The following is a 22,297-nucleotide window of genomic DNA, read 5'->3' on the forward strand; positions in this document are numbered from 1 at the left end:
GCCGGGCCCCTCACTTGCCGTCCGGCTCGGCCGGGAAGATGGTCGCGGCCTCGGGCGGAATCCGGATGTAGACCTGGCCCTGCGCGATCTCTTCGGCGGTCTGGATGCGGAAGCGCGAGCCGGCGCCCGCCACCTCATACTGGTAGATCGAGCCGAGATAGGTGCCGTGTTCGATCGTGGCCGGAATCGCATTGTCCTGCGGGCCGGAGACGATCTCCAGCCGCTCGGGACGGACGGCGACGACGAGCGTGCCGTCGGCGGCGGCGCGGCCGGGCAGGGTGCGGATGCGCGAGCCGTCGGCGAGCTCCACATTCGCCCTTCCATCAAGCTCTTCGCCGCCGGCGAGCTTGCCGGTGAGGAAATTGGACGAGCCGATGAAGTCGGCGACGAAGGCGTCGGCGGGGGTGTTGTAGATCTCCTTCGGCCGGCCGAGCTGGCGCAGATGGCCCATGCTCATCACCGCGATGCGGTCGGAGACGGCGAGCGCCTCGGACTGGTCGTGGGTGACGTAGATGGTGGTGACCTTTAGCCGCTCCTGCAGCTCGCGAAGCCAGACCCGCGCCCGCTCGCGCAGCTTGGCGTCGAGGTTGGACAGCGGCTCGTCGAGGAGGAGGAGGCTCGGCCGATAGACCAGTGCCCGGGCCAGCGCCACGCGCTGCTGCTGGCCGCCGGAAAGCTCGAACGGGAAACGCTCGGCATAGGGCATCATCTCGACGAGGGTCAGCGCGTCGCGGATCCGCTCCTCGCGCTCGGCCTTGCCCATCTTGCGCAGCTTCAGCGGGAAGGCGAGGTTGTCGGCGACGCTCATATGCGGCCAGAGCGCATAGCTCTGGAAGACGAGGCCGATGTCGCGGTGCTCCGGCGCGACGGAAATCCCCTTGGCGCCGTCGAACAGAACCTTGTCGCCGATGCGGATCGTGCCCGACGTCGCCTTGTTGAGCCCGGCGATGGAGAAGAGCGTCGTCGACTTGCCGCAGCCGGAGGGGCCGAGCAGGGTCAGGAACTCACCCGAAGGCACGGTGATCGACACGTCGTTGACGGCGGTGACGTCGCCGTACTGGATGGTCAGATGGTCGAGGACGAGATCAGCCATAGATCTTGGCTCCCAGTACGCGGCGGGCCAGAAGGACGAAGACCGCAGTGATGACGACTTGGATGGTGGCGAGGGCCGAGACCGGGCCGTTGTCGCCCTGGGCGACCAGCTGCAGCATGGTGGTGCCGATGATCTCGGAGCCCGGCTGGTACAGGAAGACCGCCGTCACGTATTCCTTGAAGAAGTGGATGAAGAGCAGCGCGAAGCAGGAGAACAGCGCCGGCTTCAGGATCGGCAGGATGATCCGCGTCACCGTCGTCCACCAGTCGGCCCCCGAGATGCGGGCGCCGCGATCGAGCTCCTCGCCGACCTGCGACAAAGCCGGGGCGATGGCGCCGAAGCCGACCGGGATGTAGCGCAGGATGAAGGCGATCATCAGGATCCAGATCGTGCCGCGGATGACGTCGAGGCCGGGAATCCAGACCACGGCGTAGAAGAAGCCGAGGCCGGCGATGATGCCGGGCAGCGAGCGCGGGAACAGCGCCACATATTCCAGCGGCCGGGCGAAGCGGAACTCGGAACGGCGGGCGACGAGGGTGACGATGGCGATGAAGAAGGTGCCGATCACGGCGCCGACCAGCGAGATCACCACCGAATTGCCGATCGAGCGCATGTAGGAGCTGGAGTTGAAGATCAGCTCGAAATTCGCCGTGGTCAGAAGCTTGTAGAAGGGGATCAGCGGCGTCAGGAAGGTCACGCCGGCGCGCATGAAGATGCCGACGAAGATCGCGACGATCGTGGTGAGCACATAGAACGCGACGAGCGCAAAGGCCGCCCAGCGCCAGGGACCGAGGTCGAGCGTCGAGGGCCGGGTCGCCTTGCCGCGCACGGTGACGAAGCGGCCGCTGCCCTTCATCAGATAGCCCTGCAGCCAGACCAGGAAGCCGACCACGAGGAGCAGGACCAGCGAGGCGGCGCCGACGATGCCGTAGTCCGGCTGCACGGCGGCGTTGATGCCACGGTCGTAGAGGAAGGTGGTGATGGTGTTGATGCCGCTCGGCGCGCCGAACAGAAGCGGGATCGCCAGCATCTCGATGCCGATGACGAAGTTCAAAACGGCGGAATAGATGATCGCCGGGCGCATCATCGGCACGGTGACCGACCAGAGCGCGCGGAACGGGCCGGCGCCGGCCGAGCGGGCCGCGTCTTCCAGCGACGCGTCGGCCTTGGTGACGGCACCGAGGCACATGAGATAGGCGAGCGGCGCCTGGCTGAGGCCCGCGACGATGCCCATGCCGGTGATCGAATAGAGGTTCCACGGGATCGTACCGATCCAGCCGCGCACCGCCAGCGAGACGTAGCCGGACGGGCCGTACATGGTGAACCAGCCGAAGGCGATTACGAGGTTGGAGACGAACAGCGGCCAGAGCAGGAGTTCGCCGAAGATCCGGCGGCCGGGCAGGTTGGTGCGGCCGACGATCACCGCCATGACAGCGCCGAAGACCTGCGCCACGACCATGGTGAGAACGGCGAAGGCCACCGTGTTGAAGAAGATGCCGAGGATTTCGGGATCGCCGAAAAGCCGGCTGAAATTGGAAAAGGTCAGTCCCGCCGCGATGTCGTAAAGCGGCTTGTCGAGGAAGGCCTGGACGAGAATCGGGGCGATCGGACCGACCACCATCACGGTGGTCAGCGCGAAGATGCCCCAGAAGATCAGCCGGGAGCGATCAAAGCCCGCGGGCGATTCCCTGACGGCGGTCGTGGCTGTCATGGCAAATGTTTCCGATGAGGAGGCGGGTGCGGGACGGACAGGAATCCGTCCCGCGATGGAAGCGCTATTACTCGCCCTTGAGGGCGGCGTTCCACTTGGTGACGAAGGCCGGTGCCTCGTCGATCAGGGCCTTGTCGAAGCCGGCCTCGATGACGTTGTCGGCGCCGATCAGGGCCTGGAGACCCTGGTAGGTATAACGCACCTGGTCTTCCGGCACGTCGTCGCGGTAGGGCACCAGCCCGCCCTTGCCGATCAGGGTCTGCCCGGCCTGGCTGAGGGCGTAGTCGACGAACAGCTTCGCCGAGTTCGGATTGGCGGCTTCCTTGGGGATGCCCATGCCGCGCAGCATGACGATGGTGCCGTCGTCGGGGAAGGCGAAGCCGAGAAGCTCGCCGCCCGGCTGCTCGAGACGCGGGAAGATGGTGATGCCGGAGACGGCGACGCCGATGACGTATTCGCCGGTGGCGATCTTCTCGTTCATCGGCCCGCCCGAGGTCTCGCCGCGGATCATCGTGCCGATCTGGCGCAGCTCGTTCCAGCCCGTGTCGCCCTTCTCGGCCATGAAGTTCCACCAGGCGGCGAGGCCGAAGGAATTGCGGGCCGCATCATAGGTGGTGATCTTGCCGTCGAAGGTGGAGGGATCGGCGACCGCCGCAGCCACCAGCGAGGCAAAGCCCTTCGGGCGCTGCTCTTCGCTCAGCAGCGCGGCATTGTAGGTGATCACCAGCGGATCGGTCGACATCACGTAGACGCCGGCATAGGGATTGGCGAAGTCCGGCAGCTGGGCGATCTCGGGGCTCTTGTAGTCCAGCATGCGGCCTTCGGTGCCGTAGTTCGCCCAGCGGTCGTTGGCACCGGAGATCAGGATGTCGGCCGTGCGCGAGCCGCTGCCGGCCTCGGCTTCCCAGCGCGAATGCACGGTGCCCGATCCAAGGTCGAGCGTCTCGATGTTGATCCAGGGATAGGCGGCCTTGAAGCCTTCGACCACCGGCTGCCAGTTGTTGTCGGCCATGTTCGAATAGATCACCAGGCCCTTCTCGGCCCTGGAGGCCTCGATGGTCTGGGCGTAGTCGGCGGGGTAGCCAGCGGGCACGGCCTGCGCGCCGGCCTGCGTCGCAAAGCCCGCGGCGGCGACGCCGAAGACGAGAGCGGCGAGTTTGTCCTTGAACATATGGTCAGTTCCTCCCTGGGTTTCTGCTTTGTGTCCGGCTCCGACGCGTCAATTCCTCCGAGACGAGGCGGGCCGTGTGGACGGCGATGTCGGTGAGCCGCGGAACATTGGCGACGATGCGCTCCCGCGGACCCGAGATGTTGATGGCGGCGACCGTCATGCCGTCGCCGTCGCGGATCGGCGCGGCGATGCCGGCAGCACCTTCGACGACGCCCTTCAGATTGACGCAGAAGCCGTCTGAGCGCGCCGATGCGACCGCCGCCGAAACCTCGCTGCGCAGCTCGGGCGCGAGCTGGCCGAGATAGTCCTCGAAGTCGGACGCCGCGAGCCCGGCGAGCATCACCACGCCGCTCGCCACCTGATGCGCCATCCGCAGCTTGGTGATGTCGCGGTCGTAGCGGATCTCCCGGGCGGGCAGGACCTTGGTGAGGTAGCGGACCTCGCGCTTTTCCAGGATCGCGATGAAGCCGGTCTCGTTGGAGGCGGCGACCGCCTCGCGCAGCGGCGCCTCGGACAGCCGCAGCAGGGTGCCCCAGGCTTCGCGCCCGGGTTCCCGCTCGCCCGGCAGGCGGATCAGCACGTAGGTCCCGTCGCCGAGACGCTCGAGATAGCCGCGTTCGGCCAGAAGCCGCAGCAGAAGGAGCGTGCTGCTCTTGGGGAGATCGAGCGCCTGGACCACGGCCGCCAGCGAAACGGCACCGGCTTGCGCCGCGAACCATTCCAGCATGTCGAGAACGCGTTCCGAGCCCCGTCCACTCACTCTCTTGCCTCCCAGCATTGTTCAATATGTTGAACGTATTCATTATCGTGAACGATATGGCTTGCTTTGCTGGCTGTCAACCCGGCGCCGTTCCGGTCGGACGAGCGGTGTTCGAACCTCGCCAAGCTGGCGGTCCAGGCGTTGTGGGGGCGGTCGTGGCCGGCCGATCCATCGGGGCTGAGCGTCTTGACAGCGAAGCCTGGGTCGCTAGCGTGCCGGCAAAAGACGCTGGCGACGCCGGTCCACAGGGGCCGCGATATGTCGGCAGGCCGCCAAAGCGCGGCCGGGAGGATCCGTTGCCCATCACGCCACATCTGACCGATGCCGCAGGTCCCGGCCGTTCCGGCGGGGGCTCGAATCGTCGCTGGCGGCCCCGCCGCTGCCGGACCCGTCCTTGTCCGCCGGTCGGCACCGCAACCGGGTCGACCCGGCGCTGGTCAGCAGCGTGACCCTGCCGGACGACGATCGATCCTAGCTATGCCCGGCCCGCGCCGGATCGCTCGGGCACCGGCCCCTCACTCGATTTTCCCCACCAGACAGCCAAGGAATTCCATGGATCGCATGAAGGACAGGATCGTGCTCGTGCTCGGCGCCGGCTCGGTCGGCGAGGGCTGGGGCAACGGCAAGGCGGCGGCCGTCGCCTATGCCCGCGAGGGCGCGAAGGTCGCCTGCGTCGACATCCATCTCGAGGCGGCGCAGAACACGCTCGGCGTCATCGAGAGCGAAGGCGGGGAGGGCCTGGCCCTGTCGGCCGACGTCACCAAGGCGGCCGAGATCGCCGCCGTGGTGGAGGCGGTGATGGCGCGCTACGGGCGCATCGACGTGCTGCACAACAATGTCGGCATCAACCTGCCGGGCGGCGCGGCGGACGCGACCGAGGAAAGCTGGCGGCTGGTCATGGACGTCAACCTCACCAGCGTGTTTCTGGCCTGCAAGGCGGTGCTGCCGATCATGGAGAAGCAGGGCAAGGGCGCGATCATCAACATCTCCTCGCTCGCCTCGATCCGCTGGACCGGCTATCCCTACGTTTCCTATTACGCCTCGAAGGCGGCCCTCAATCATTTCACCCGCGCCGTCGCGGTCGAATATGCCGGCAAGGGCATCCGCGCCAACGCCATTCTGCCGGGCGTGATGGACACGCCGCATATCCAGAAGCAGATCAGCGGCTACTACGACTCCGCCGACGAGATGCGGCGCAAGCGCGACGCCATCGCACCGATGCGGCGCCAGGGCGATGGCTGGGACATCGCCTGGGCCTCGGTCTTCCTCGCTTCCGACGAGGCGAAATACATCACCGGCATCGAACTGCCGGTCGATGGCGGCCTGCACGTGACCGTGTCGGGCAGCCTGCCGTCCTGAGGCGGGACGTCGGCACGAGGTCTGCGGGGCAGAACTAACGCGAGAGATCCACATCGTGGATCGATTGATCGCCTTTTTCCGCGGCGGAAGGCATTGTCTCTTGCGAGTTGGCGGCCTTTCGCTCATGACGGTCGATAAGGCGTCAGAAAAAGATCCACCAGATGGACCTGAGGCCGGGCGGTGACGACAGGCCGTCGGGAGGAAGCGAGCGGAACGATTGCGTTGGGGCGAAAGCCCCAATCGCCCGGTCCGCACTCTGCCGCAGATCTCCCCGACGCCAAGGACTGCCGATCGATAAGGCGGTGCCGAGGGGAGGATGCAAGCGTGAGCTTAGTCAACGAGCCAGCCGGCGATGCCGCCCTGCTTGCCGGCCTCGAAGGCGCGTCGGTCCAGCCCGGTTCGCGCTGGATGCGGCCGGTCGAAGCCGTCGCCGCCGCGCTTCTCGTCGGGATCATCGGCCTGCTCCTGGCCGGCGTCGTCTCGCGCTACGTCTTCTCCGTCCCCGTGATCTGGATCGACGAGGTTGCGTCGATTTCCTTCCTTTGGCTGGCGATGCTGGGCGCCGGCATGGCCGTCGACCGCAGCGAGCATCTGCGCCTGACCGTCTTCCTCAACCTTCTGGCGCCGGAGCGGCGGCAGTTCGTCGCCACGCTCGGCCTGGTCCTGATGGCGCTGTTCCTGGCCGTGATGCTGCGGCCGGCGATCGACTACGCGTCCGAGGAATCCTACGTGACGTCAGCGGCGCTGAACATTCCGATGAGCTGGCGCGCCTCGGCCCTGCCGGCCGGCATCGCCCTGATGCTCTTGCTCGCCCTCGTCAACGCCTTCCGGGGCGTGAAGCTTGCCCATCTCCTCGTCTCGGTGGCGCTGATCGCCGTCGTCGCCGCCATCCTCTGGCAGGTGGGCCCAGGCCTGCGCACGCTCGGCAACTGGAACATCCCGATTTTCCTCGTCGGCTTCGTCGGCCTGTTTCTCGTCATGGGCGTGCCGATCGCCTTCTGCTTCGGCCTCGGCACGCTCGCCTTCCTCGCCACCACCACCTCGGTGCCGGTGATGGTGATGATCGGGCGGATGGACGAGGGCATGTCGAGCCTGATCCTGCTCTCGGTGCCGATCTTCGTGCTGCTCGGCTGCGTGCTGGATGCGACCGGCATGGGCAAGGCAATCGTCGAGTTCCTGGCGTCCTTGCTCGGCCATGTCCGCGCCGGCATGTCCTACGTCCTCCTCGGCTCGCTTTTCCTCGTCTCGGGCATTTCCGGCTCGAAAGTTTCGGACATGGCGACGGTGGCGCCGGCGCTGTTTCCCGAGATGAAGCGGCGCGGCCACAAGCCGAAGGAGATGACGGCGCTCCTGGCGACCGGCGCGGCGATGGCCGACACGGTGCCGCCGTCGATCGTGCTCATCGTGCTCGGCTCGACGGCGGGCGTCTCGATCGCCGGCCTCTTCACCTCCGGCTTCGTCATCGCCTCGGTCCTCCTCGTCGTCCTGGCGCTGCTGGCGCGCTGGAAGGCGAGGGCCGAGGTGATGGACGGCATCCGGCGCGCCCCGATGAAAACGGTCGGCAAGACGCTTCTGGTCGCCGCGCCGGCGCTGGTCCTGCCCTTCCTGATCCGCTCGGCCGTGGGCGGCGGCGTCGCCACGGCGACCGAAGTGTCGACCATCGCCGTGATCTACGCGATGGCGATTGGCGCGGTGGTCTATGGCGGCATCCGCTTGCCCCGGATCTACACCATGCTGACCGAGACGGCCGCCCTGTCGGGCGCCATCCTCCTTATCCTCGGCACCGCCTCGGCGATGGCCTGGGCGCTGACGCAGACGGGGTTTGCCGGCAAGCTGGTCGGCCTCGTCCAGGTCATGCCCGGCGGCTGGATCAGCTTCATGGGCGTGTCGATCGTCATCTTCATGGTGCTCGGCTGCGTGCTGGAAGGCCTGCCGGCGATCGTCCTGATGGCGCCGATCATGTTCCCCGTCGCCCGCAGCCTCGGGATCAACGACGTGCACTATTCCATGGTCGTCGTCACCGCGATGAACATCGGGCTGATGGCGCCGCCGATCGGCATCGGTTTCTACATCGCCTGCAAGATTGGGAATACGCCGCCGGACGAGGTGATGCGGGCGATCTGGCCCTATATCGGCGCCCTGTTCATCGGGCTTCTCCTGATCGCCGCCTTCCCCTTCCTGTCCACGGCCTTGCTGTGAGGCCTGCCTGAAGCCTGCCGCCCCGAAGAGACTGCCAACCCCAAAAGACTGACCACCCCAAAAGAATACCCACCAAGGAGGAAACGACATGACCATCACCCGCAGAAAGATCCTGCTCGGCACCGTCGCCGCCGGCGTCGCGACGCATTTTTCCATCCGCACGACCCCGGCGCGCGCCGCCGAGTTCACCTACAAGTTCGCCAACAACCAGGCGGCGACGCATCCCTTGAACATCCGCGCCAAGGAAGCCGCGGACAAGATCGCCGAGGAAAGCTCGGGCCGGATGGAGATCCAGATCTTCCCCTCGAGCCAGCTCGGTGCCGATACCGACATGCTGAGCCAGGTCCGCTCCGGCGGCGTCGAGCTGTTCAGCCTGTCGCCGCTGATCCTGTCGACCCTGGTGCCCAACGCCTCGCTGAGCGGCATCGGCTTCGCCTTCCCGAGCTACGACGCCGTCTGGCCGGCGATGGATGGCGATCTCGGCGCCTATGTTCGGGCCGAGATCGGCAAGAAGGGCCTCGTGACGCTCGACAAGATCTGGGACAACGGTTTCCGCCAGATCACCTCGTCGAAGGCGCCGATCGCGACCCCGGCTGACCTCGAGAGCTTCAAGATCCGCGTGCCCGTCAGCCCGCTCTGGACCTCGATGTTCACCGCCTTCGGCTCGGCACCGGCCAGCCTCAACTTCGCCGAGGTCTACACCGCACTGCAGACCGGCGTGGTCGACGGCCAGGAGAACCCGCTGGCGATCCTCTCCACCTTCAAGCTCTACGAGGTGCAGAAGTTCTGCTCGATGACCAATCACATGTGGGACGGCTTCTGGATTCTGGCCAACCGCCGCGCCTGGGAAGGCCTGCCGGACGACCTGAAGGAGATCGTCTCGAAGAACTTCAACGCCTCGGCAGACCTGCAGCGCAAGGACGTGATGGATCTCAACGCCTCGCTGCGGGGAGAGCTCGAATCCAAGGGCATGACGTTCAACGATCCCGATCCCGCGCTCTTCCAGGAGAAGCTGAAGTCGGCTGGCTTCTACGCCGACTGGAAGGCCAAGTACGGCGACGAGGCCTGGGCCATCCTGGAAAAGGCGGTCGGGCACCCGCTCGGCTGATCGGGGAAGCGCGGCGGTGGGCACGATGAGCGAGGCTGCGGGCGGCGTTTCCGGCGAGGAGACGCTGTCGGCGGCGATATCCGGCTCCGGCGCCCAGGCGGTGGAGCGGGCCCTCAGCCTGCTCGCCGCCGTCGGCAGCGGTGCCGAACGCGGCGTCACGCTCAGCGAGGCGGTCTTGGAAAGCCGCCTCAACAAGCCGACCGCCCGGCGCCTCCTGATGGCTCTGATCCGGGCGCGCCTGGTCGACCAGGACGAAGTCAGCCGCCGCTATTTTCTCGGCGGCGAGCTCTACGTCCTCGGTCTGCTGGCGGCCCGCCGCCACGGCCTTCTCGAAATCGCCGGCGAAAGCCTGCGGCGGCTGTCGGCCGTCACCACCGACACCAGCTTCCTGTCGATGCGGCGGGACGACTACGCCGTTTGCCTGCACCGCGAGGAGGGCACGCATCCCGTGCGCACGCACGCGCTGCTCGCCGGCGACCAGAACCCGCTCGGCGTCGGCGCCGGCTCCTTGGCGATGCTGGCGGCCCTGTCCGACGGCGAGGTCGACGCCATCATCGGGCGCATCGCCGAGCCGATCGCCGCGCGCTATCCCGGCTATTCCGCAGCGATCATCCGCGCCGATGTCGAGCGCACGCGCGCGGCGGGGTTTGCGCTCAATCCCGGACGGGTGCTCGCCAGTTCCTGGGGGATCGGCATGGCGCTACGCTTTCCCGACGGCCGCGTGGCCGGCGCTTTGTCCATCGCCGCCATCGACAGCCGGATGACGAGCGAGCGCCAGCCCGAGCTGGCGGCGCTCCTCGGCGAGGAGGTTCACCGCATGGAAGCCAAGCTGGCGCGGCTGTTCTCGGGCAGCCGGCCCGCTTCCCGGACCCCGGTGATCGCCCGGTCCGGCACCAAGACCCACACCGCCGCCTGAGGCGATCGGTTTCGAAGGAGAAGACCATGGCAGAAGCGCAGATCGTCGGCTGGGCCCATTCCAAGTTCGGCAAGTCCGAGGCGCCCTCGACGCGCGAACTGATGGCCGAGGTCGTCAACCCCGCGCTGGCGCATGCCGGCATCACCGCCGCGGACGTCGACGGCATCTTTGTCGGCGTCTACAACAACGGCTTCTCAAAACAGGATTTCCAGGGCGCGCTCGTCGCCATGGCGGCCGACGGGTTCGACCACGTGCCGGCAGTGCGGCTGGAAAATGCCTGCGCGACGGGGTCGGCGGCGCTCTATTCCGGGCTCGACTTCATCGCCGCCGGGCGCGGCCGCATCGCGCTCGTCGTCGGCGCGGAGAAGATGACGGCGCTGCCGACGCGCGAGACCGGCGACATCCTGCTCAGCGCCTCCTTCCGGCAGGAAGAGGCCGATGTCGAGGGCGGATTTGCCGGGCTCTTCGGCCGCGTTGCCGGCGCCTATTTCCAGCGCCATGGCGACCGCTCTGAGGAATTGGCGATGATCGCCGCCAAGAACCACCACAACGGCCTCGCCAATCCCTATGCGCACATGCAGAAGGATTTCTCGGTCGAGTTCTGCAACACGATCTCGGACAAGAATCCCTATGTCGCCGCGCCCCTGCGGCGCACCGACTGCTCGCTCGTCTCGGACGGCGCGGCCTGCCTGGTGATCGCCGATGCCGAGACGGCGGCGACGATGCAGCGCGCCGTCGCTTTTAGGGCGCGGGCCCATGTCAACGACATCCTGGCGCTGTCGCGGCGCGATCCGACTGCCTTCGAGGGCGCGCGGCGCGCCTGGAGCGGGGCGCTGGAAAGCGCCGGGCTCGGCCTCGACGATCTCGACCTCGTCGAGACGCATGACTGCTTCACCATCGCCGAGCTGATCGAATACGAAGCGATGGGCCTCGCCAAGCCCGGCGAGGGGCACCGTGTCATCCGCGAGGGCGTCACGCAGCGCGGCGGGCGGCTGCCGATCAACCTCTCGGGCGGGTTGAAGTCGAAGGGCCATCCGATCGGCGCGACAGGCGTTTCCATGCACGTGATGGCGGCAATGCAGCTCTGCGGCGAGGCCGGCGCCATGCAGCTGGAGGGCGCCTCGATGGCCGGCGTCTTCAACATGGGCGGCGCCGCGGTCGCCAACTACGTGTCGATCCTGGAGCGCGCGAAGTGACGGCCGATCCCAAGGGCGGGGTGGCGCCGCAGTCGCTACGGGTGATGAACCTGTCGCACTTCGTGACGCAGGCGGCGCGCCGCCAGCCGGAGGGCGTCGCGCTGGTCTGGGGCGAGGCGAGCTGGAGCTGGTCGGCCTTCGAGGCCCGCATTGACGCCATGGCCGCGGCGCTCTCGACGCGCTTCGGCGTGACCAAGGGCGACCGGATCCTGGTGCAGTCGCAGAACGGCAACCAGATGTTCGAATCGATGTTCGCCTGCTTCCGCCTCGGCGCGGTCTGGGTGCCGACGAACTTTCGCCAGACGCCGGACGAGGTCGCCTATCTCGCCAAGGCGAGCGGCGCCACCGGCATGATCTGCAACGCCGCCTTTCCCGAGCACGTCGCCGCCAGCCGGCGCGACTGTGCCGAGATCGGCTTCGTCATCGCCATCGGCGACGCCGATTTCGGCCCGTCCTATGACGGGCTCGTCGAGGAGTTTCTCGGACAGAAGGTGGCGGAAGCCAGCGTCGACCGCGACGACCCCTGCTGGTTCTTCTTCACCTCCGGCACCACGGGGCGCCCGAAGGCCGCCGTCCTCACCCATGGCCAGATGGCCTTCGTCATCAACAACCATCTCTGCGACCTGATGCCGGGCCTAACGGCGGACGATGCGGCGCTCGTTGTCGCCCCGCTGTCCCACGGCGCCGGCGTGCACCAGCTGACGCAGGTGGCGCGCGGCGTGAAGACCATCCTCCTGCCGACCGAGCGCTTCGACATCGACATGGCCTGGCGGCTGATCGAGCGCTGGCGCGTCTCGACGCTCTTCACCGTGCCGACCATCCTGAAGCTCCTCACCGAGCACGAGGCGGCGAGCCGCTACGACCATTCCTCGCTGCGCTACGTCATCTATGCCGGCGCGCCGATGTACCGCGAGGACCAGAAGCGCGCTTTGAAGACGCTCGGCCCCGTGCTGGTCCAGTATTTCGGCCTCGGCGAGGTGACCGGCGCGATCACCGTGCTACCGCCGGCGCTGCACGCGGCCGAGGACGGCGAGGGGGTGCGCCTCGGCACCTGCGGCGGCGAGCGCACGGGCATGCAGGTATCGATCCAGGACGAGGCTGGCAAAGAAATGGCGCCGTTCGAGACCGGCGAGATCTGCTGCACGGGACCGGCCGTCTTCGTCGGCTACTACGACAACCCGGAAGCCAACGCGAAGGCCTTCCGTGACGGCTGGTTCCGCACCGGCGATCTCGGCCATGTCGACGCCGAGGGCTTTCTCTACATCACCGGCCGCGCCTCCGACATGTACATTTCCGGCGGCTCCAACGTCTATCCGCGCGAGATCGAGGAGAAGATCCTCATGCATCCGGCGGTCAACGAAGTGGCGGTGCTCGGCATGCCCGATCCGCTGTGGGGCGAGATCGGCATCGCCGTCTGCGTCGCCCGGCCGGGGGCCATCGTCACCGAGGCCGAGATCGCCGCGCATCTCGACGGCAAGATGGCGCGCTACAAGCTGCCGAAGCGCTATCTCTTCTGGGAATCCCTGCCGAAATCGGCCTATGGCAAGATCACCAAGAAGCTGATCCGCGAGGAGCTGGAACGCCGTGGCGACCTCGGCGCCGTGGCGGCCGATATTCCGTCCCCCGATCGGCAGACCGCCTGATGCGCCCGATCGTCCATCCCGGCCCACCGGCGGAACCGCGTGTCGAGGCCGTCGCCACCGACCTCATGCCGCTGGCAGGCGTCCTTGAGCCCAGCGAGACGGTGATGGCCGGCGTCGCCCGGATTTTCGACGCCGCCGGCTGCCGGGGCGGAGTGCTTCAGCTCGACGGCGGCGCCTGCGACCCTTTTCGCTACGTGCTGCCGGCGCTTTCGTCCGACCCGCTGCATGCCGCCTGGTACAGCGACACGCTGGCGCCGGCGCGAGGCGCGACGATCGTGACGGCGACCGCCATGGTCGGCCGCCGCGACGACGCGCCCTTCCTGCACTGCCACGGGCTCTGGGACACCGGCGAAGCGGCGCCGCGCATGGGGCACATACTGCCCTTCGACAGCATCGTCTCCCAGCCGATCCGCGTCAGCGGATACGGCAGTGCCACGGCATGGTTCGAAGGACTGCCGGATACGGAGACGAATTTTACCCTGTTCTCGCTGCAAGACGCCCCCGAAACGAGGGGTGCCGGCCATCTCTTCCTGCGGGTGCGGCCGAACGAGGACATCGGCACCGCCGTGGCCGCGGCCTGCGAACGTCATGGGATCGGCGCGGGGAAAATCCTCGGCATCGGCAGCATCCACCAGCCCGCCTTCGACGACGGCCGCCGCATCCCATGCCCGGCCACGGAAATCCTGATCGAAAAGGGCACGCTGATCGCCCACGCCACCGGCCTTCAGGCGGTCCTCGACGTCGCCATCGTCGACGTCGCCGGCGCCATCACGCGCGGCCGCCTGACACCAGGCGAAAACCCCGTCGGCGTGACGTTCGAACTGCTGGTCGTCGGCGCCCTTTAGGACTGGCGCCCGCGCAGCGGCCGTCGCCGCCTGACGGGTCGCCCCCCGTGCTGCCGGCCCCGCGAAGGTCCTGATACATCCGCTGGCCGACCCGTTGATGCTGCAGCGCAGCATTAATCCCGCTCTCGTCATCATCTTGGCCCGCTTCCGTTTTAGGGGAGGCGGCGAGGGCGCCGCGGCCGGAAGGCGCTGCGCCGGAATATGTCGCCGTCGGTCGGACAGATCCCGACGCGGGCGGCAGCCGATCTGAAAGGCGAACGCATGAGCGCGACACCCGCTTCTCCGACAGCACGAGCCGTGCCGAAACTCCGCTCGACCCTGTCGGACCGGATCCGCATCGGCCGGACGCTCTGCATCTTCTGCATGACCTTCGTGCACGTACAGCCCGGCATTGCCGACAATGTCTACGACAGGGACGCCGGGGCTTTCGACATCGTCTATTTCCTGATCACCCGGATCGTCGGTCTCAGTGCCGTCTCGCTGCTCAGCCTCGTCTCGGGCTATCTCGTCGTCTCGACCTTCGGCAAGCTCGGGACCGGGAAGCTCTTTGCTTCAAAGTTCCAGACCCTGGTGGTCCCGCTCTTCGCCTGGAATGCCGTGATGCTCGCCCTCCTGCTGGCCTATGCCGGGCTGAGCGGAAACTGGCGGGACGTTCCCGAAGCGACGCCCCTCGGCATCGCCAATGCCCTTTTCGCCATCACGCAATGGCCCGTCGTGGTGCCGCTGTGGTTTCTGCGCGACCTCTTCGTCTGCGTCCTGTTCGTGCCGGTCCTGCTCTTTGGGCTCAAGCGACAGCCGCTGCTGGTGATGGGCGCGCTGGTCGCCTTCACGCTATTTGGCGAGGAGATGCTGATCATGCAGCGGCCCTCGCTGCTGCTGTTCTTTGGTATCGGCATGTGGGTGCGGGTGGCCGGCCATGACGAGGCGGCGATCGACCGGATCGCGCGGCCCCTGGCCTGGGGCCTGGTGGCCATGGTCGCGGTCTATCTCACCATTCGGATCCAGCGGGTGTCGATCGCGGAGATGGACGAGAGCCTGCGCATCTCGCTCGACTGCCTGCTGCGGATCACCATGGCCGCCGCGTTCTGGCGCCTGACGGAACTCGTCCGTCGCTCGTCCTTTGCGGGTGTCGCCACCTGGCTCGAGCCCTACACCTTCGTCATCTTCTGCAGCCACGCCATCCTTTTTCAGTTCGGCGGGATCGCGTTCCGGCCGCTGTTCGGCAATTACGGCGCGGAGCTTTTCTGGGTGACGTTCGTGACGCTGCCGCTGTTGGCCGTGCTGGGGGCGGTGGCCGGGCTGCAGGCGATCGGGTGGTCAAAACCCTTGCTCTATCTCTTCAACGCCGGACACGGCGTCCCGCCGCTGGTAAGGCGGGCGGCCGTCGAACCGGGTCGCGCCTGAGCCTGCACTCTGCGCCTGCCGGAGTCGCGGCCCCGGCAGGCGCAGAGCGGCATTCTGGCTTCCGCCAAGCGGAAAAATTGGGGAAAAGCCGCCGCTGCCGCGTCCGTCCGGGGGTGGCAAAGCTCCCCCGCAGGCGCATGCCGAGTGCTGGGCACTGCGGCGCGCCGGGCGACCTCGATCAGGCGGCCAGTTGACCCGGCAAGCCTCGCTGGCCGCCGAGGGCGGCGGACTGGCGGGAACTGCGCACCGGCTTGGTCGCCAGCTGGGCCGCGGCATAATAGAGCAGGAAAGAGCCGATGGCGTAGGGGTTGAGAACGTCGATCTCGAAGAAGGACCGGACGATCAGCAGCGCCATGATGCCCAAAAGAACGTGCGATACGGTGTTGCGGCGCTCGAACAGGAGCCGCTTCACATGGCCGATCAGCGTCACCCCGATCAGCATCACGAGACAGCCCGCGCCGACGAGGCCAAGCTCGACATAGGTCTCGATATAAGTGTTGTGAAAATGGAAGCCGGACCGGCCGGTGATGAAGAAGTCGTACCAGAGCCGCTCGGCATCCGGGAAGCCCTGCACCCAGAACCCCTGATAGCCCGTGCCGAACACCGGTGCCAGCGCCGCTGCCTCAAAGCCCTGTGACCACAGATAGGTTCGCCCCGTCAGCGTCGTGTCTTTGCCGAAGACGCCCAAGAGGGCATCGAGGCCGCCAAGGTTGAGGGCAGCGAAGGCCCCGACGCCGATGAAGACGAGGCTGACGACGAAGGTGACCTTGCGCTGCTTTGGCGAGAAGCGGAGGTAGAGGAAAAAGGTCGCGGCGATCAGGATCGAGCCGATCACGGAGATGATCGAGGTGGCCGACTTGGAGGCGAAGAGCGCGTAGGCGGAGAGGGCGCCGATTGCCAGACTCGCCAGCCGCCAGCGGCCTTTCTCCTTCAGCATCAGCAGACCGGCAAAGGCGAAGTAGACGCCGAGCGAGGCGTAGAAGCCGAGCTGGTTCTTGGATTCGAAGGCACCGACGAAGCTGTAGTCGCCGTCGAGCGCGTCGTACTGATAGGTGCCGAAGGCCAGGGAATAGAGAAGGACGACGAGAACGCCGGCTTGAACGCCACGCGACAGGGTTCGCATGCCGATGGTGCGGGCGGCGACGAGGGCGCAGACGATGTGCGTCATGTACTGGATGCCGGCGCGCAGGGTGACGTTCGGCGCCTGCGACCAGAAGACCGAGAGCAGTGCCAGGACGCCGAAGGCGATGATCCAGTGGAAGCGGCCGTAATTGCCCAACGAGTGCCGGTAGTCGATCGCCACCATCAGGAACCAGACCCCGTAATAGGCCAGGATCGAGATCTGCCCGAAGCGGGCGGAATAGGCGAACACGACGACGGACAACGCTACCGCCAGCACGCCGTAGAGCATGTTGCGGTCGGGATCGACGAAGCGGAACTTGGCGAGCCTCATCGTGGCGATCCAGGTTGGGCCGCAGCGCTCAGTTGAGCGCCGGCGCCGGCGCGGGAACCAGCGTCACCTTCACGACATCGCCGGGCAACAGCTTGGTGTTCTCATCGGCCGCCAGCTCGGCGGTCTTGCCGTCGCTCTCGCGCACAATCGCGTAGCGGATCACCGCGCCGCCCGGCGCATTGAGGGCGGCCTCGGGCGCGCGGGCGAGCGCCTCGGCCACCAGGCCGCGGTTCATCGCGATCTTCAGGTCGACGCCCTTCAGGTCGGCTTCGGCGGTCTGGCGCTGCTGGGCGATCTCCGCCTCGCGGTCGTTCTGCAGATCGATGGCCCGCTGGTTGGCCTCGACGATGTCCTGCTTCGCCTGCAAGAGGGCCGTCTCATAGTCCAGCACCTTGCTCTCCATCTCCGCCAGCGTGCGCTCGACCGACATGACGCGGGAATTGACCACCAATCCTCTATCGGACAGGGTGCCGACATTGCTCTGCTCCTGCCGGGTCAGCTCGATCTGGCGGTTCTGCGAGACGACCTTCTTCTCCAGCGCGACGATCTGGCTCTGCAGCAGGCGCTTGAGATCCTCGATCGACTCGAGCTGCAGGCGCAGCCGCTTGGTCCGCGTGGACATGATCGCCTGCTCGTCGCTGAGCATGGAGTCGAAATCCGCCACGCCCTTCAACTCGGCCGGCGGCTCGAACGATTCGGCCTCGGCATTGGCGGCTTCGGCCGTGAGGCGCGCGCGCCGGACGATCAGCCGGTTGCGCGAGGCGACCAGCACGGTCTCATCGCCGCGGGCATTGATCATGTCGCGCTCGACGCGCTGGCTGGAATCGGCGCGGTGGAGGCCACCGGCAAGACTGACCGCTTTCAGCACGGTCAGGCCCGGCGCGAAGGGATAACTGCCCGGCGTGGCCGCGTCGCCGGCCACGAAGACGGGGCGAAACTCCGCGAGTTCGACCGAGGCGCTCGGCTTGTCGGGGAGCCCGAGGGTTTGCTGGAGGGCCTCGCCAATGGCTGCGGCAACCTCGGAGGTCGTCTTGCCGGCAGCGGGAACCTCGCCGACGAATGGCAAGGAGATGGTGCCGGCGGGGCCGACGAGATAGTCGCCGCCGAGCCCGTTCCAGTCGCGCACGGCGCCGGCGGCTGTCTGCCACTCCACGACCTTGATGCGCAGCTTGTCCATGGTGCCGAGCTGGTAGTCGGCAGCCTGCGCCAGCGGCATCAACTGCAGAAAAAGGGCGGCAGACGCGATGCCGGTTCGCAGCAGCATTCCGGAAAGGGCGAAACCGGCCGATGGCCGGGGGAAACGGATGGTCAAAACGGTCTTCCTCATCGAACGACCGTCCTTCGGGACGGACGCCTCCAGGACGGGCCTGGAGGGCGGGGGAGGGTCTTCGGGTCTTTTTGGCCCTGTCTGCAGCCTAATGCGCCGATGAGAACGCATGATGGCGCTGATTCATTAGACGCTCAGACGGTCCTCTCGGGTGGGTGAACCCACCCGGTTCAGGATGCTCTAGTAGCTGCCACGGGACGCGAGCACCGCCGGCACCGTCCGCAGGATGATCGAGAGGTCGGTCCTGAACGACCAGTTCTCGACATAATGCGTGTCGAAGGCAACGCGGCTGACGTAAGAGACGTCGTTGCGACCGCTCACCTGCCAGAGGCCGGTGAGGCCCGGGCGGGACTTCAGATAGTAGACGGCGGCCGGGCCGTAGAGGTCGAGTTCGTCCGCGACGACCGGGCGAGGGCCGACGATGCTCATGTCGCCGCGCAGGATGTTCAGGATCTGCGGCAGTTCGTCGAGGCTGAGCTTGCGCAGGACCGCGCCGACCCGGGTGACCCGCGGATCATCCTGCAGCTTGCGGGTTGCTTCCCACTCGGCTGCAGCCGAGGGGTTGTCGGCAAAATGCTGCGCCAGCACGCCGGCGCCATCCTGCATCATGGTGCGGAACTTCAGGCATTTGAAAGATTGTCCGCTCCGGCCGACGCGGGCATGGCCGTAGAAGATGGAGCCGGGGCCCGATGCCTTCACCAGAAGCGCCAGGAGGACGAAGAGCGGGCTGAGAAGGATCAAGCCGATCGTCGCGCCCAGAACATCGAACCCGCGCTTCAGAAAGCCGCCGATCGGAGGATGGGAATGCGAACGAGGTGCATGGGGCAAGGGAATGGATCCCAGTCGTGCGTTTGGTCTCATGGTGCTGCTTCCACGCTGATGAGGACTGGTACGATCGGAGGATACTCGAAAAATGCTGCAGTGCAACGTGTATCACGAGCTGAGAGATAGAGCAGGTTCGTGATCAAAAAGCGTCAGCCTGCCGAATTTGCGATCAAGAATCGTCGCAATCGGAATTATACGGCGCCACAATTGCCGCCTTAATTCATTCAATCGGGCAGCGATGGCGCCAGTGACCCTTTCTGCTATTCGTTAACTGCTCATTAGTCGTTATAGCAGCAAGTCAACTGCGATATACTTACGGGAGAGGGGATTTCGGCAGTAGCCGCGGGTGGCGGCAAGGCCGGCACTAATCGATTGAAGCGTCGGGTACTAACCGATTTTGCTGCAGTGCCCAAAACACGCCGACAAATCTATGCCGAGGGGCTTTGTGCGCATTGCGTGACGGTGCGGAGCTTCCTATAATGATCCTTCAAGTCCCGAGAGCTTGCCACGGCAATTTGGGCAGCCCGCCTTCCACCCGCCATTTTCTCAGCAAGTTCTGGTTGAGTTGATGCCAGCGGAACGGAGGGCCAAGGCGGAACTGGGAGGCTGCATGTCTAAAATTGCACGGCTCGGCCGCGATCGAAGGTCTCGCTAGGGATGTCCTTCGTTCTGTTTTTTCGCGGCATGCTGGCAGCACTGCTGATCTTTGCAGTCACTATTTATATGCTGACCGGCTCCTTCTGGAGCACCGTCCTCCAGACCGTGGCGTGCGCGGTCCTGCTGCAGGTCGGCTATTTCATCGGAGTGCTGTTCTTGGTCTGGCGCGCAAAAAAGCGTGCGGGAACAACGCTGGTGCAGGACGAGGACGGGTCCCGGGAAAGCGCGGGCTCGATCGTCGGTGCCACTCGGAAGCTCCCTGGCCGGACTTTTCCGCACCGTCCCTGAGCGTCGTGCAGCCGGCATGCTTCTAAAGCGACGCGATCGCCCCGCGACATTCTGACGCAGGTACCGGTTCTGGCGGCTTTCCGGCGAAATCCGGCGCCCCGCCATCGCTGCCCTTGAATTCAGCACCGTCCCCGTCCAGCTTCGCGCTCCCTGGCCGACGCGGGTTTCCCGCTGTCCGCCGCGTACCCGGATCCTGCCGGGCTGGACAGGAGAAGACGATGGACAGCGTCTCAGTGGTCATCGCCGCGATGAATGCCCGCGATACGATCGGCCGTGCCGTTCGCTCGGCGCTGGCGGAGGCAGAGGTTGCCGAGGTGGTTGTCGTCGATGACGGCTCCCGCGACGATACGGCCGCCACCGCCCGGGCCGCCGACGATGGCTCCGGGCGGCTGGCCGTTCTGGAACTCGGCAAGAACCGCGGCCCCTCCGCCGCCCGCAACCATGCGATCGCCCATTCGCAAGCGCCGCTGATCGCCATTCTCGACGCCGACGATTTTCTGCTGCCGGGCCGTTTCAAGCCGATGCTGGCCGAGGATGACTGGGACTTCGTCGCCGACAACATCCTGTTCGTCGATGCGGCCTGGCCGGCCCTCGACAGCATCGAGGCGCCGCGCTTCGCACCCGAGCCGCGTTTTCTCGATCTCGCCGGGTTCATCGAGGGCAATATCTCGCGGCGGGGCAAGGAGCGGGGCGAGATCGGCTTCCTGAAGCCGGTGATGCGCCGCCGCTTTCTGGCCGAGCACGGCCTTTCCTACCGCGAGGAGATGCGCCTCGGCGAAGACTACGACCTCTATGCCCGCGCACTGATCTGCGGCGCCCGATACAAGATCCTGCACAGTGTCGGCTATGGCGCGGTCGTGCGGGCGAACTCGCTGAGTGGGCGACACCGGACGGTCGACCTCCACTGCCTTGCCGATGCCGATGCCGCCATGCTGGCCGATCCGCAGTTGACCGGGCGTGCGCGCCGTCTGGTCGCCGAGCACGAGGCGCATGTGCGCGGCCGCTTCGAACTGCGTCGCTTCCTCGACCAGAAGTCGGAGCGCGGGCTGGCGCAGGCAGGCCTTGCGGCACTGGCGCGGCCCGCGGCGCTGCCGGCGGTGGTGCTGGGGATCGCCCGCGACAAGTTTGACGCGCTGCAGCGCCGGGGCGCGGGTAGCGGACCCGCCGCGCCGCTGCCGCCGAGAACCCTGATGCCGGGGCGAGCGGCCTAGCCGGCGAGGCGCGGGGAGGCAGTGGTCCGGCGGCGCATGGCGCTGGATCACCCGCGCGGCCGCTGCGCCTTGCTGAAACGCAGGCCCGCCAGATCGAGCAGGCACAGCGTCCTTTGCACGTCCCGCTGAACGCACGGCACTCTAGAAATAGTCGCGCCTGATCTCCGCCAGCACGGCGCGGAAGCGATCCTTGCGGGCGGTGAGGACGGCGGCTTCGCTAAGCTGGGTTGGGGCAGTCTTTGCGCGGCGCAGCGCCAGGATGGCCGGGGCCGCCAGCGCGAGCTTGGCGAGGCGGCGGGACGCGGAGCCGAGGCGCTTGGCATCGCCTTCCGGATCGGGGCGGGTGACGGTGGCGTCCGATGGCGCATCCGGGGAACGGGTATAGTCGGTTCCCCAGAAGCGGGCGCCCTTGCCGATCGCCTCGGAGCGCGACGAGATCGGCACGGACAGCGGATCGTAAGTGGTGCCGACCGTCTCCGTCCAATCCGACCATTTGAACCGGTTGATCGACGCGGAGGTCGAGACCGCCACCCAGGGCACGCGGAAGGCGTCGGCGATGATCGCCGCATGCATGGATTCGGCGACGACCAGGCTCGCGCCGGCGATCGCCCGGATGACGGCCTTTGCCTCGCCGCAGGGATCGACATAGCCGAGGCCCGCCGCCTTGGCGACGTCCGGCCAGATGCCGCCGATGGTGGATTCCCAGTGCGGGATGAAGATCGGCTGCCCGGTCTTGGCGACCCCTTGGAATTCCGGCATCTCGGCGACCATGACGGCGGGGTCGACAATGCCGAAGGCCGGATCGATCCCCAGCGCCTTGGCGGTGGCGGGGCCGCGCACGCAGCGGATATCCCAGTCGGCCGAGGTCGTGTCGGGGAGGGTGCCGTAGCCGAAGCCGCTGCCGATCACCAGCTTCTTGCCGGCCGGCGGCAGCAGCTTGCCGTTCAGCACGGTGCCGACGCCGACGAGGAGAACCTCCGGGTGCACCTCCCTCAGCCCCGGCAGCAGGAAATCCCAGAGCCAGAGGTTGAGGTCGTCGCCAAAATTGCCGTGGGCGGATTCCCAATAGAACGGGGTCATGTCGGGCCTTTCTGCCGGCGCGAGCCGGTGGGGCGGGCAGGGCGGGCAGCA

At 66.9% G+C, this 22,297-nt stretch carries 18 protein-coding genes; 10 read left to right on the plus strand and 8 right to left on the minus strand.

The window, feature by feature from the left end; genetic code table 11:
* Positions 1-10: 10 nt before the first annotated feature.
* From IEX88_RS14265 to IEX88_RS14280, 4 genes are all read right to left on the minus strand, one after another.
* Positions 11-1,093: an ABC transporter ATP-binding protein gene (locus tag IEX88_RS14265; protein ID WP_188851766.1), complete on the minus strand. Its 1,083-nt coding sequence runs from the start codon at positions 1,091-1,093 to the stop codon at positions 11-13.
* Positions 1,086-2,804 (minus strand): ABC transporter permease, encoded by a 1,719-nt coding sequence (locus tag IEX88_RS14270; protein WP_188851768.1) that lies wholly within the window; start codon positions 2,802-2,804, stop codon positions 1,086-1,088. The genes IEX88_RS14265 and IEX88_RS14270 overlap by 8 nt, the downstream gene beginning before the upstream one ends.
* A gap of 67 nt (positions 2,805-2,871) precedes the next feature.
* A complete protein-coding gene (locus IEX88_RS14275) occupies positions 2,872-3,975 on the minus strand; it encodes an ABC transporter substrate-binding protein (protein WP_188851770.1) in 1,104 nt (367 codons plus the stop codon).
* A gap of 4 nt (positions 3,976-3,979) precedes the next feature.
* Positions 3,980-4,735: an IclR family transcriptional regulator gene (locus IEX88_RS14280; RefSeq protein ID WP_188851772.1), complete on the minus strand. Its 756-nt coding sequence runs from the start codon at positions 4,733-4,735 to the stop codon at positions 3,980-3,982.
* A gap of 552 nt (positions 4,736-5,287) precedes the next feature.
* On the opposite strand from IEX88_RS14280, the gene IEX88_RS14285 reads away from it, so the two are divergent.
* From IEX88_RS14285 to IEX88_RS14320, 8 genes are all read left to right on the plus strand, one after another.
* A complete protein-coding gene (locus IEX88_RS14285) occupies positions 5,288-6,094 on the plus strand; it encodes an SDR family NAD(P)-dependent oxidoreductase (protein ID WP_188851774.1) in 807 nt (268 codons plus the stop codon).
* 324 nt (positions 6,095-6,418) lie between these two features.
* Positions 6,419-8,293, plus strand: a complete 1,875-nt coding sequence (locus IEX88_RS14290; protein ID WP_373289592.1) for a TRAP transporter large permease — start codon at positions 6,419-6,421, stop codon at positions 8,291-8,293.
* 88 nt (positions 8,294-8,381) lie between these two features.
* Positions 8,382-9,401, plus strand: a complete 1,020-nt coding sequence (locus tag IEX88_RS14295) for a TRAP transporter substrate-binding protein (RefSeq protein ID WP_188851777.1) — start codon at positions 8,382-8,384, stop codon at positions 9,399-9,401.
* Between the two features lie 25 nt (positions 9,402-9,426).
* A complete protein-coding gene (locus tag IEX88_RS14300; RefSeq protein WP_188851779.1) occupies positions 9,427-10,317 on the plus strand; it encodes an IclR family transcriptional regulator in 891 nt (296 codons plus the stop codon).
* Between the two features lie 26 nt (positions 10,318-10,343).
* Positions 10,344-11,513, plus strand: a complete 1,170-nt coding sequence (locus tag IEX88_RS14305; RefSeq protein ID WP_188851782.1) for an acetyl-CoA acetyltransferase — start codon at positions 10,344-10,346, stop codon at positions 11,511-11,513.
* Positions 11,510-13,156 carry an acyl-CoA synthetase gene (locus IEX88_RS14310; RefSeq protein WP_188851784.1) on the plus strand — a complete coding sequence of 549 codons (1,647 nt, stop codon included), beginning with the start codon at positions 11,510-11,512 and terminating at the stop codon, positions 13,154-13,156. Before IEX88_RS14305 ends, IEX88_RS14310 begins: the two co-directional genes overlap by 4 nt.
* A complete protein-coding gene (locus tag IEX88_RS14315; RefSeq protein WP_210319281.1) occupies positions 13,156-14,001 on the plus strand; it encodes a PPC domain-containing DNA-binding protein in 846 nt (281 codons plus the stop codon). The genes IEX88_RS14310 and IEX88_RS14315 overlap by 1 nt, the downstream gene beginning before the upstream one ends.
* 261 nt (positions 14,002-14,262) lie before the next feature.
* A complete protein-coding gene (locus IEX88_RS14320) occupies positions 14,263-15,405 on the plus strand; it encodes an acyltransferase family protein (protein WP_188851786.1) in 1,143 nt (380 codons plus the stop codon).
* A gap of 178 nt (positions 15,406-15,583) precedes the next feature.
* Here the strand turns inward: IEX88_RS14320 and IEX88_RS14325 are convergent, their stop codons facing one another.
* The 3 genes from IEX88_RS14325 to IEX88_RS14335 all read right to left on the minus strand — a co-directional run bounded on the left by IEX88_RS14325 (position 15,584) and on the right by IEX88_RS14335 (position 19,046).
* A complete protein-coding gene (locus IEX88_RS14325; RefSeq protein WP_188851788.1) occupies positions 15,584-16,858 on the minus strand; it encodes an O-antigen ligase family protein in 1,275 nt (424 codons plus the stop codon).
* Positions 16,859-16,886: 28 nt separating this feature from the next.
* Complete coding sequence (locus IEX88_RS14330) at positions 16,887-18,185, minus strand: polysaccharide biosynthesis/export family protein (RefSeq protein ID WP_244640180.1); 1,299 nt, start codon at positions 18,183-18,185, stop codon at positions 16,887-16,889.
* 180 nt (positions 18,186-18,365) lie between these two features.
* Positions 18,366-19,046: a sugar transferase gene (locus IEX88_RS14335; protein ID WP_188851790.1), complete on the minus strand. Its 681-nt coding sequence runs from the start codon at positions 19,044-19,046 to the stop codon at positions 18,366-18,368.
* A 621-nt stretch (positions 19,047-19,667) separates the two neighbouring features.
* Between IEX88_RS14335 and IEX88_RS27060 the strand changes: the two genes are divergently transcribed.
* The gene (locus IEX88_RS27060; protein ID WP_188851792.1) at positions 19,668-19,955 is read left to right on the plus strand and encodes an exopolysaccharide production repressor protein; all 288 of its coding nucleotides are present in this window, start codon (positions 19,668-19,670) and stop codon (positions 19,953-19,955) included.
* A 218-nt stretch (positions 19,956-20,173) separates the two neighbouring features.
* Positions 20,174-21,166, plus strand: coding sequence for a glycosyltransferase family 2 protein (locus tag IEX88_RS14345; RefSeq protein ID WP_188851794.1), 993 nt, complete (start codon positions 20,174-20,176; stop codon positions 21,164-21,166).
* Positions 21,167-21,307: 141 nt separating this feature from the next.
* Here the strand turns inward: IEX88_RS14345 and IEX88_RS14350 are convergent, their stop codons facing one another.
* Positions 21,308-22,246 carry a polysaccharide pyruvyl transferase family protein gene (locus tag IEX88_RS14350; RefSeq protein ID WP_188851796.1) on the minus strand — a complete coding sequence of 313 codons (939 nt, stop codon included), beginning with the start codon at positions 22,244-22,246 and terminating at the stop codon, positions 21,308-21,310.
* Positions 22,247-22,297 lie beyond the last annotated feature (51 nt).

Source organism: Aureimonas glaciei (genome assembly GCF_014643375.1).
In the GTDB taxonomy this organism is placed as follows: Bacteria; Pseudomonadota; Alphaproteobacteria; order Rhizobiales; family Rhizobiaceae; genus Plantimonas; species Plantimonas glaciei.

Coding starts and splice junctions, on each gene's coding strand:
- IEX88_RS14265 (WP_188851766.1), bottom strand. CDS start 1,093: ATGGCTGATCTCGTCCTCGACCATCTGACCATCCAGTACGGCGACGTC.
- IEX88_RS14270 (WP_188851768.1), bottom strand. CDS start 2,804: ATGACAGCCACGACCGCCGTCAGGGAATCGCCCGCGGGCTTTGATCGC.
- IEX88_RS14275 (WP_188851770.1), bottom strand. CDS start 3,975: ATGTTCAAGGACAAACTCGCCGCTCTCGTCTTCGGCGTCGCCGCCGCG.
- IEX88_RS14285 (WP_188851774.1), top strand. CDS start 5,288: ATGGATCGCATGAAGGACAGGATCGTGCTCGTGCTCGGCGCCGGCTCG.
- IEX88_RS14295 (WP_188851777.1), top strand. CDS start 8,382: ATGACCATCACCCGCAGAAAGATCCTGCTCGGCACCGTCGCCGCCGGC.
- IEX88_RS14300 (WP_188851779.1), top strand. CDS start 9,427: ATGAGCGAGGCTGCGGGCGGCGTTTCCGGCGAGGAGACGCTGTCGGCG.
- IEX88_RS14305 (WP_188851782.1), top strand. CDS start 10,344: ATGGCAGAAGCGCAGATCGTCGGCTGGGCCCATTCCAAGTTCGGCAAG.
- IEX88_RS14315 (WP_210319281.1), top strand. CDS start 13,156: ATGCGCCCGATCGTCCATCCCGGCCCACCGGCGGAACCGCGTGTCGAG.
- IEX88_RS14320 (WP_188851786.1), top strand. CDS start 14,263: ATGAGCGCGACACCCGCTTCTCCGACAGCACGAGCCGTGCCGAAACTC.
- IEX88_RS14325 (WP_188851788.1), bottom strand. CDS start 16,858: ATGAGGCTCGCCAAGTTCCGCTTCGTCGATCCCGACCGCAACATGCTC.
- IEX88_RS14330 (WP_244640180.1), bottom strand. CDS start 18,185: ATGAGGAAGACCGTTTTGACCATCCGTTTCCCCCGGCCATCGGCCGGT.
- IEX88_RS14335 (WP_188851790.1), bottom strand. CDS start 19,046: ATGAGACCAAACGCACGACTGGGATCCATTCCCTTGCCCCATGCACCT.
- IEX88_RS27060 (WP_188851792.1), top strand. CDS start 19,668: ATGTCCTTCGTTCTGTTTTTTCGCGGCATGCTGGCAGCACTGCTGATC.
- IEX88_RS14345 (WP_188851794.1), top strand. CDS start 20,174: ATGGACAGCGTCTCAGTGGTCATCGCCGCGATGAATGCCCGCGATACG.
- IEX88_RS14350 (WP_188851796.1), bottom strand. CDS start 22,246: ATGACCCCGTTCTATTGGGAATCCGCCCACGGCAATTTTGGCGACGAC.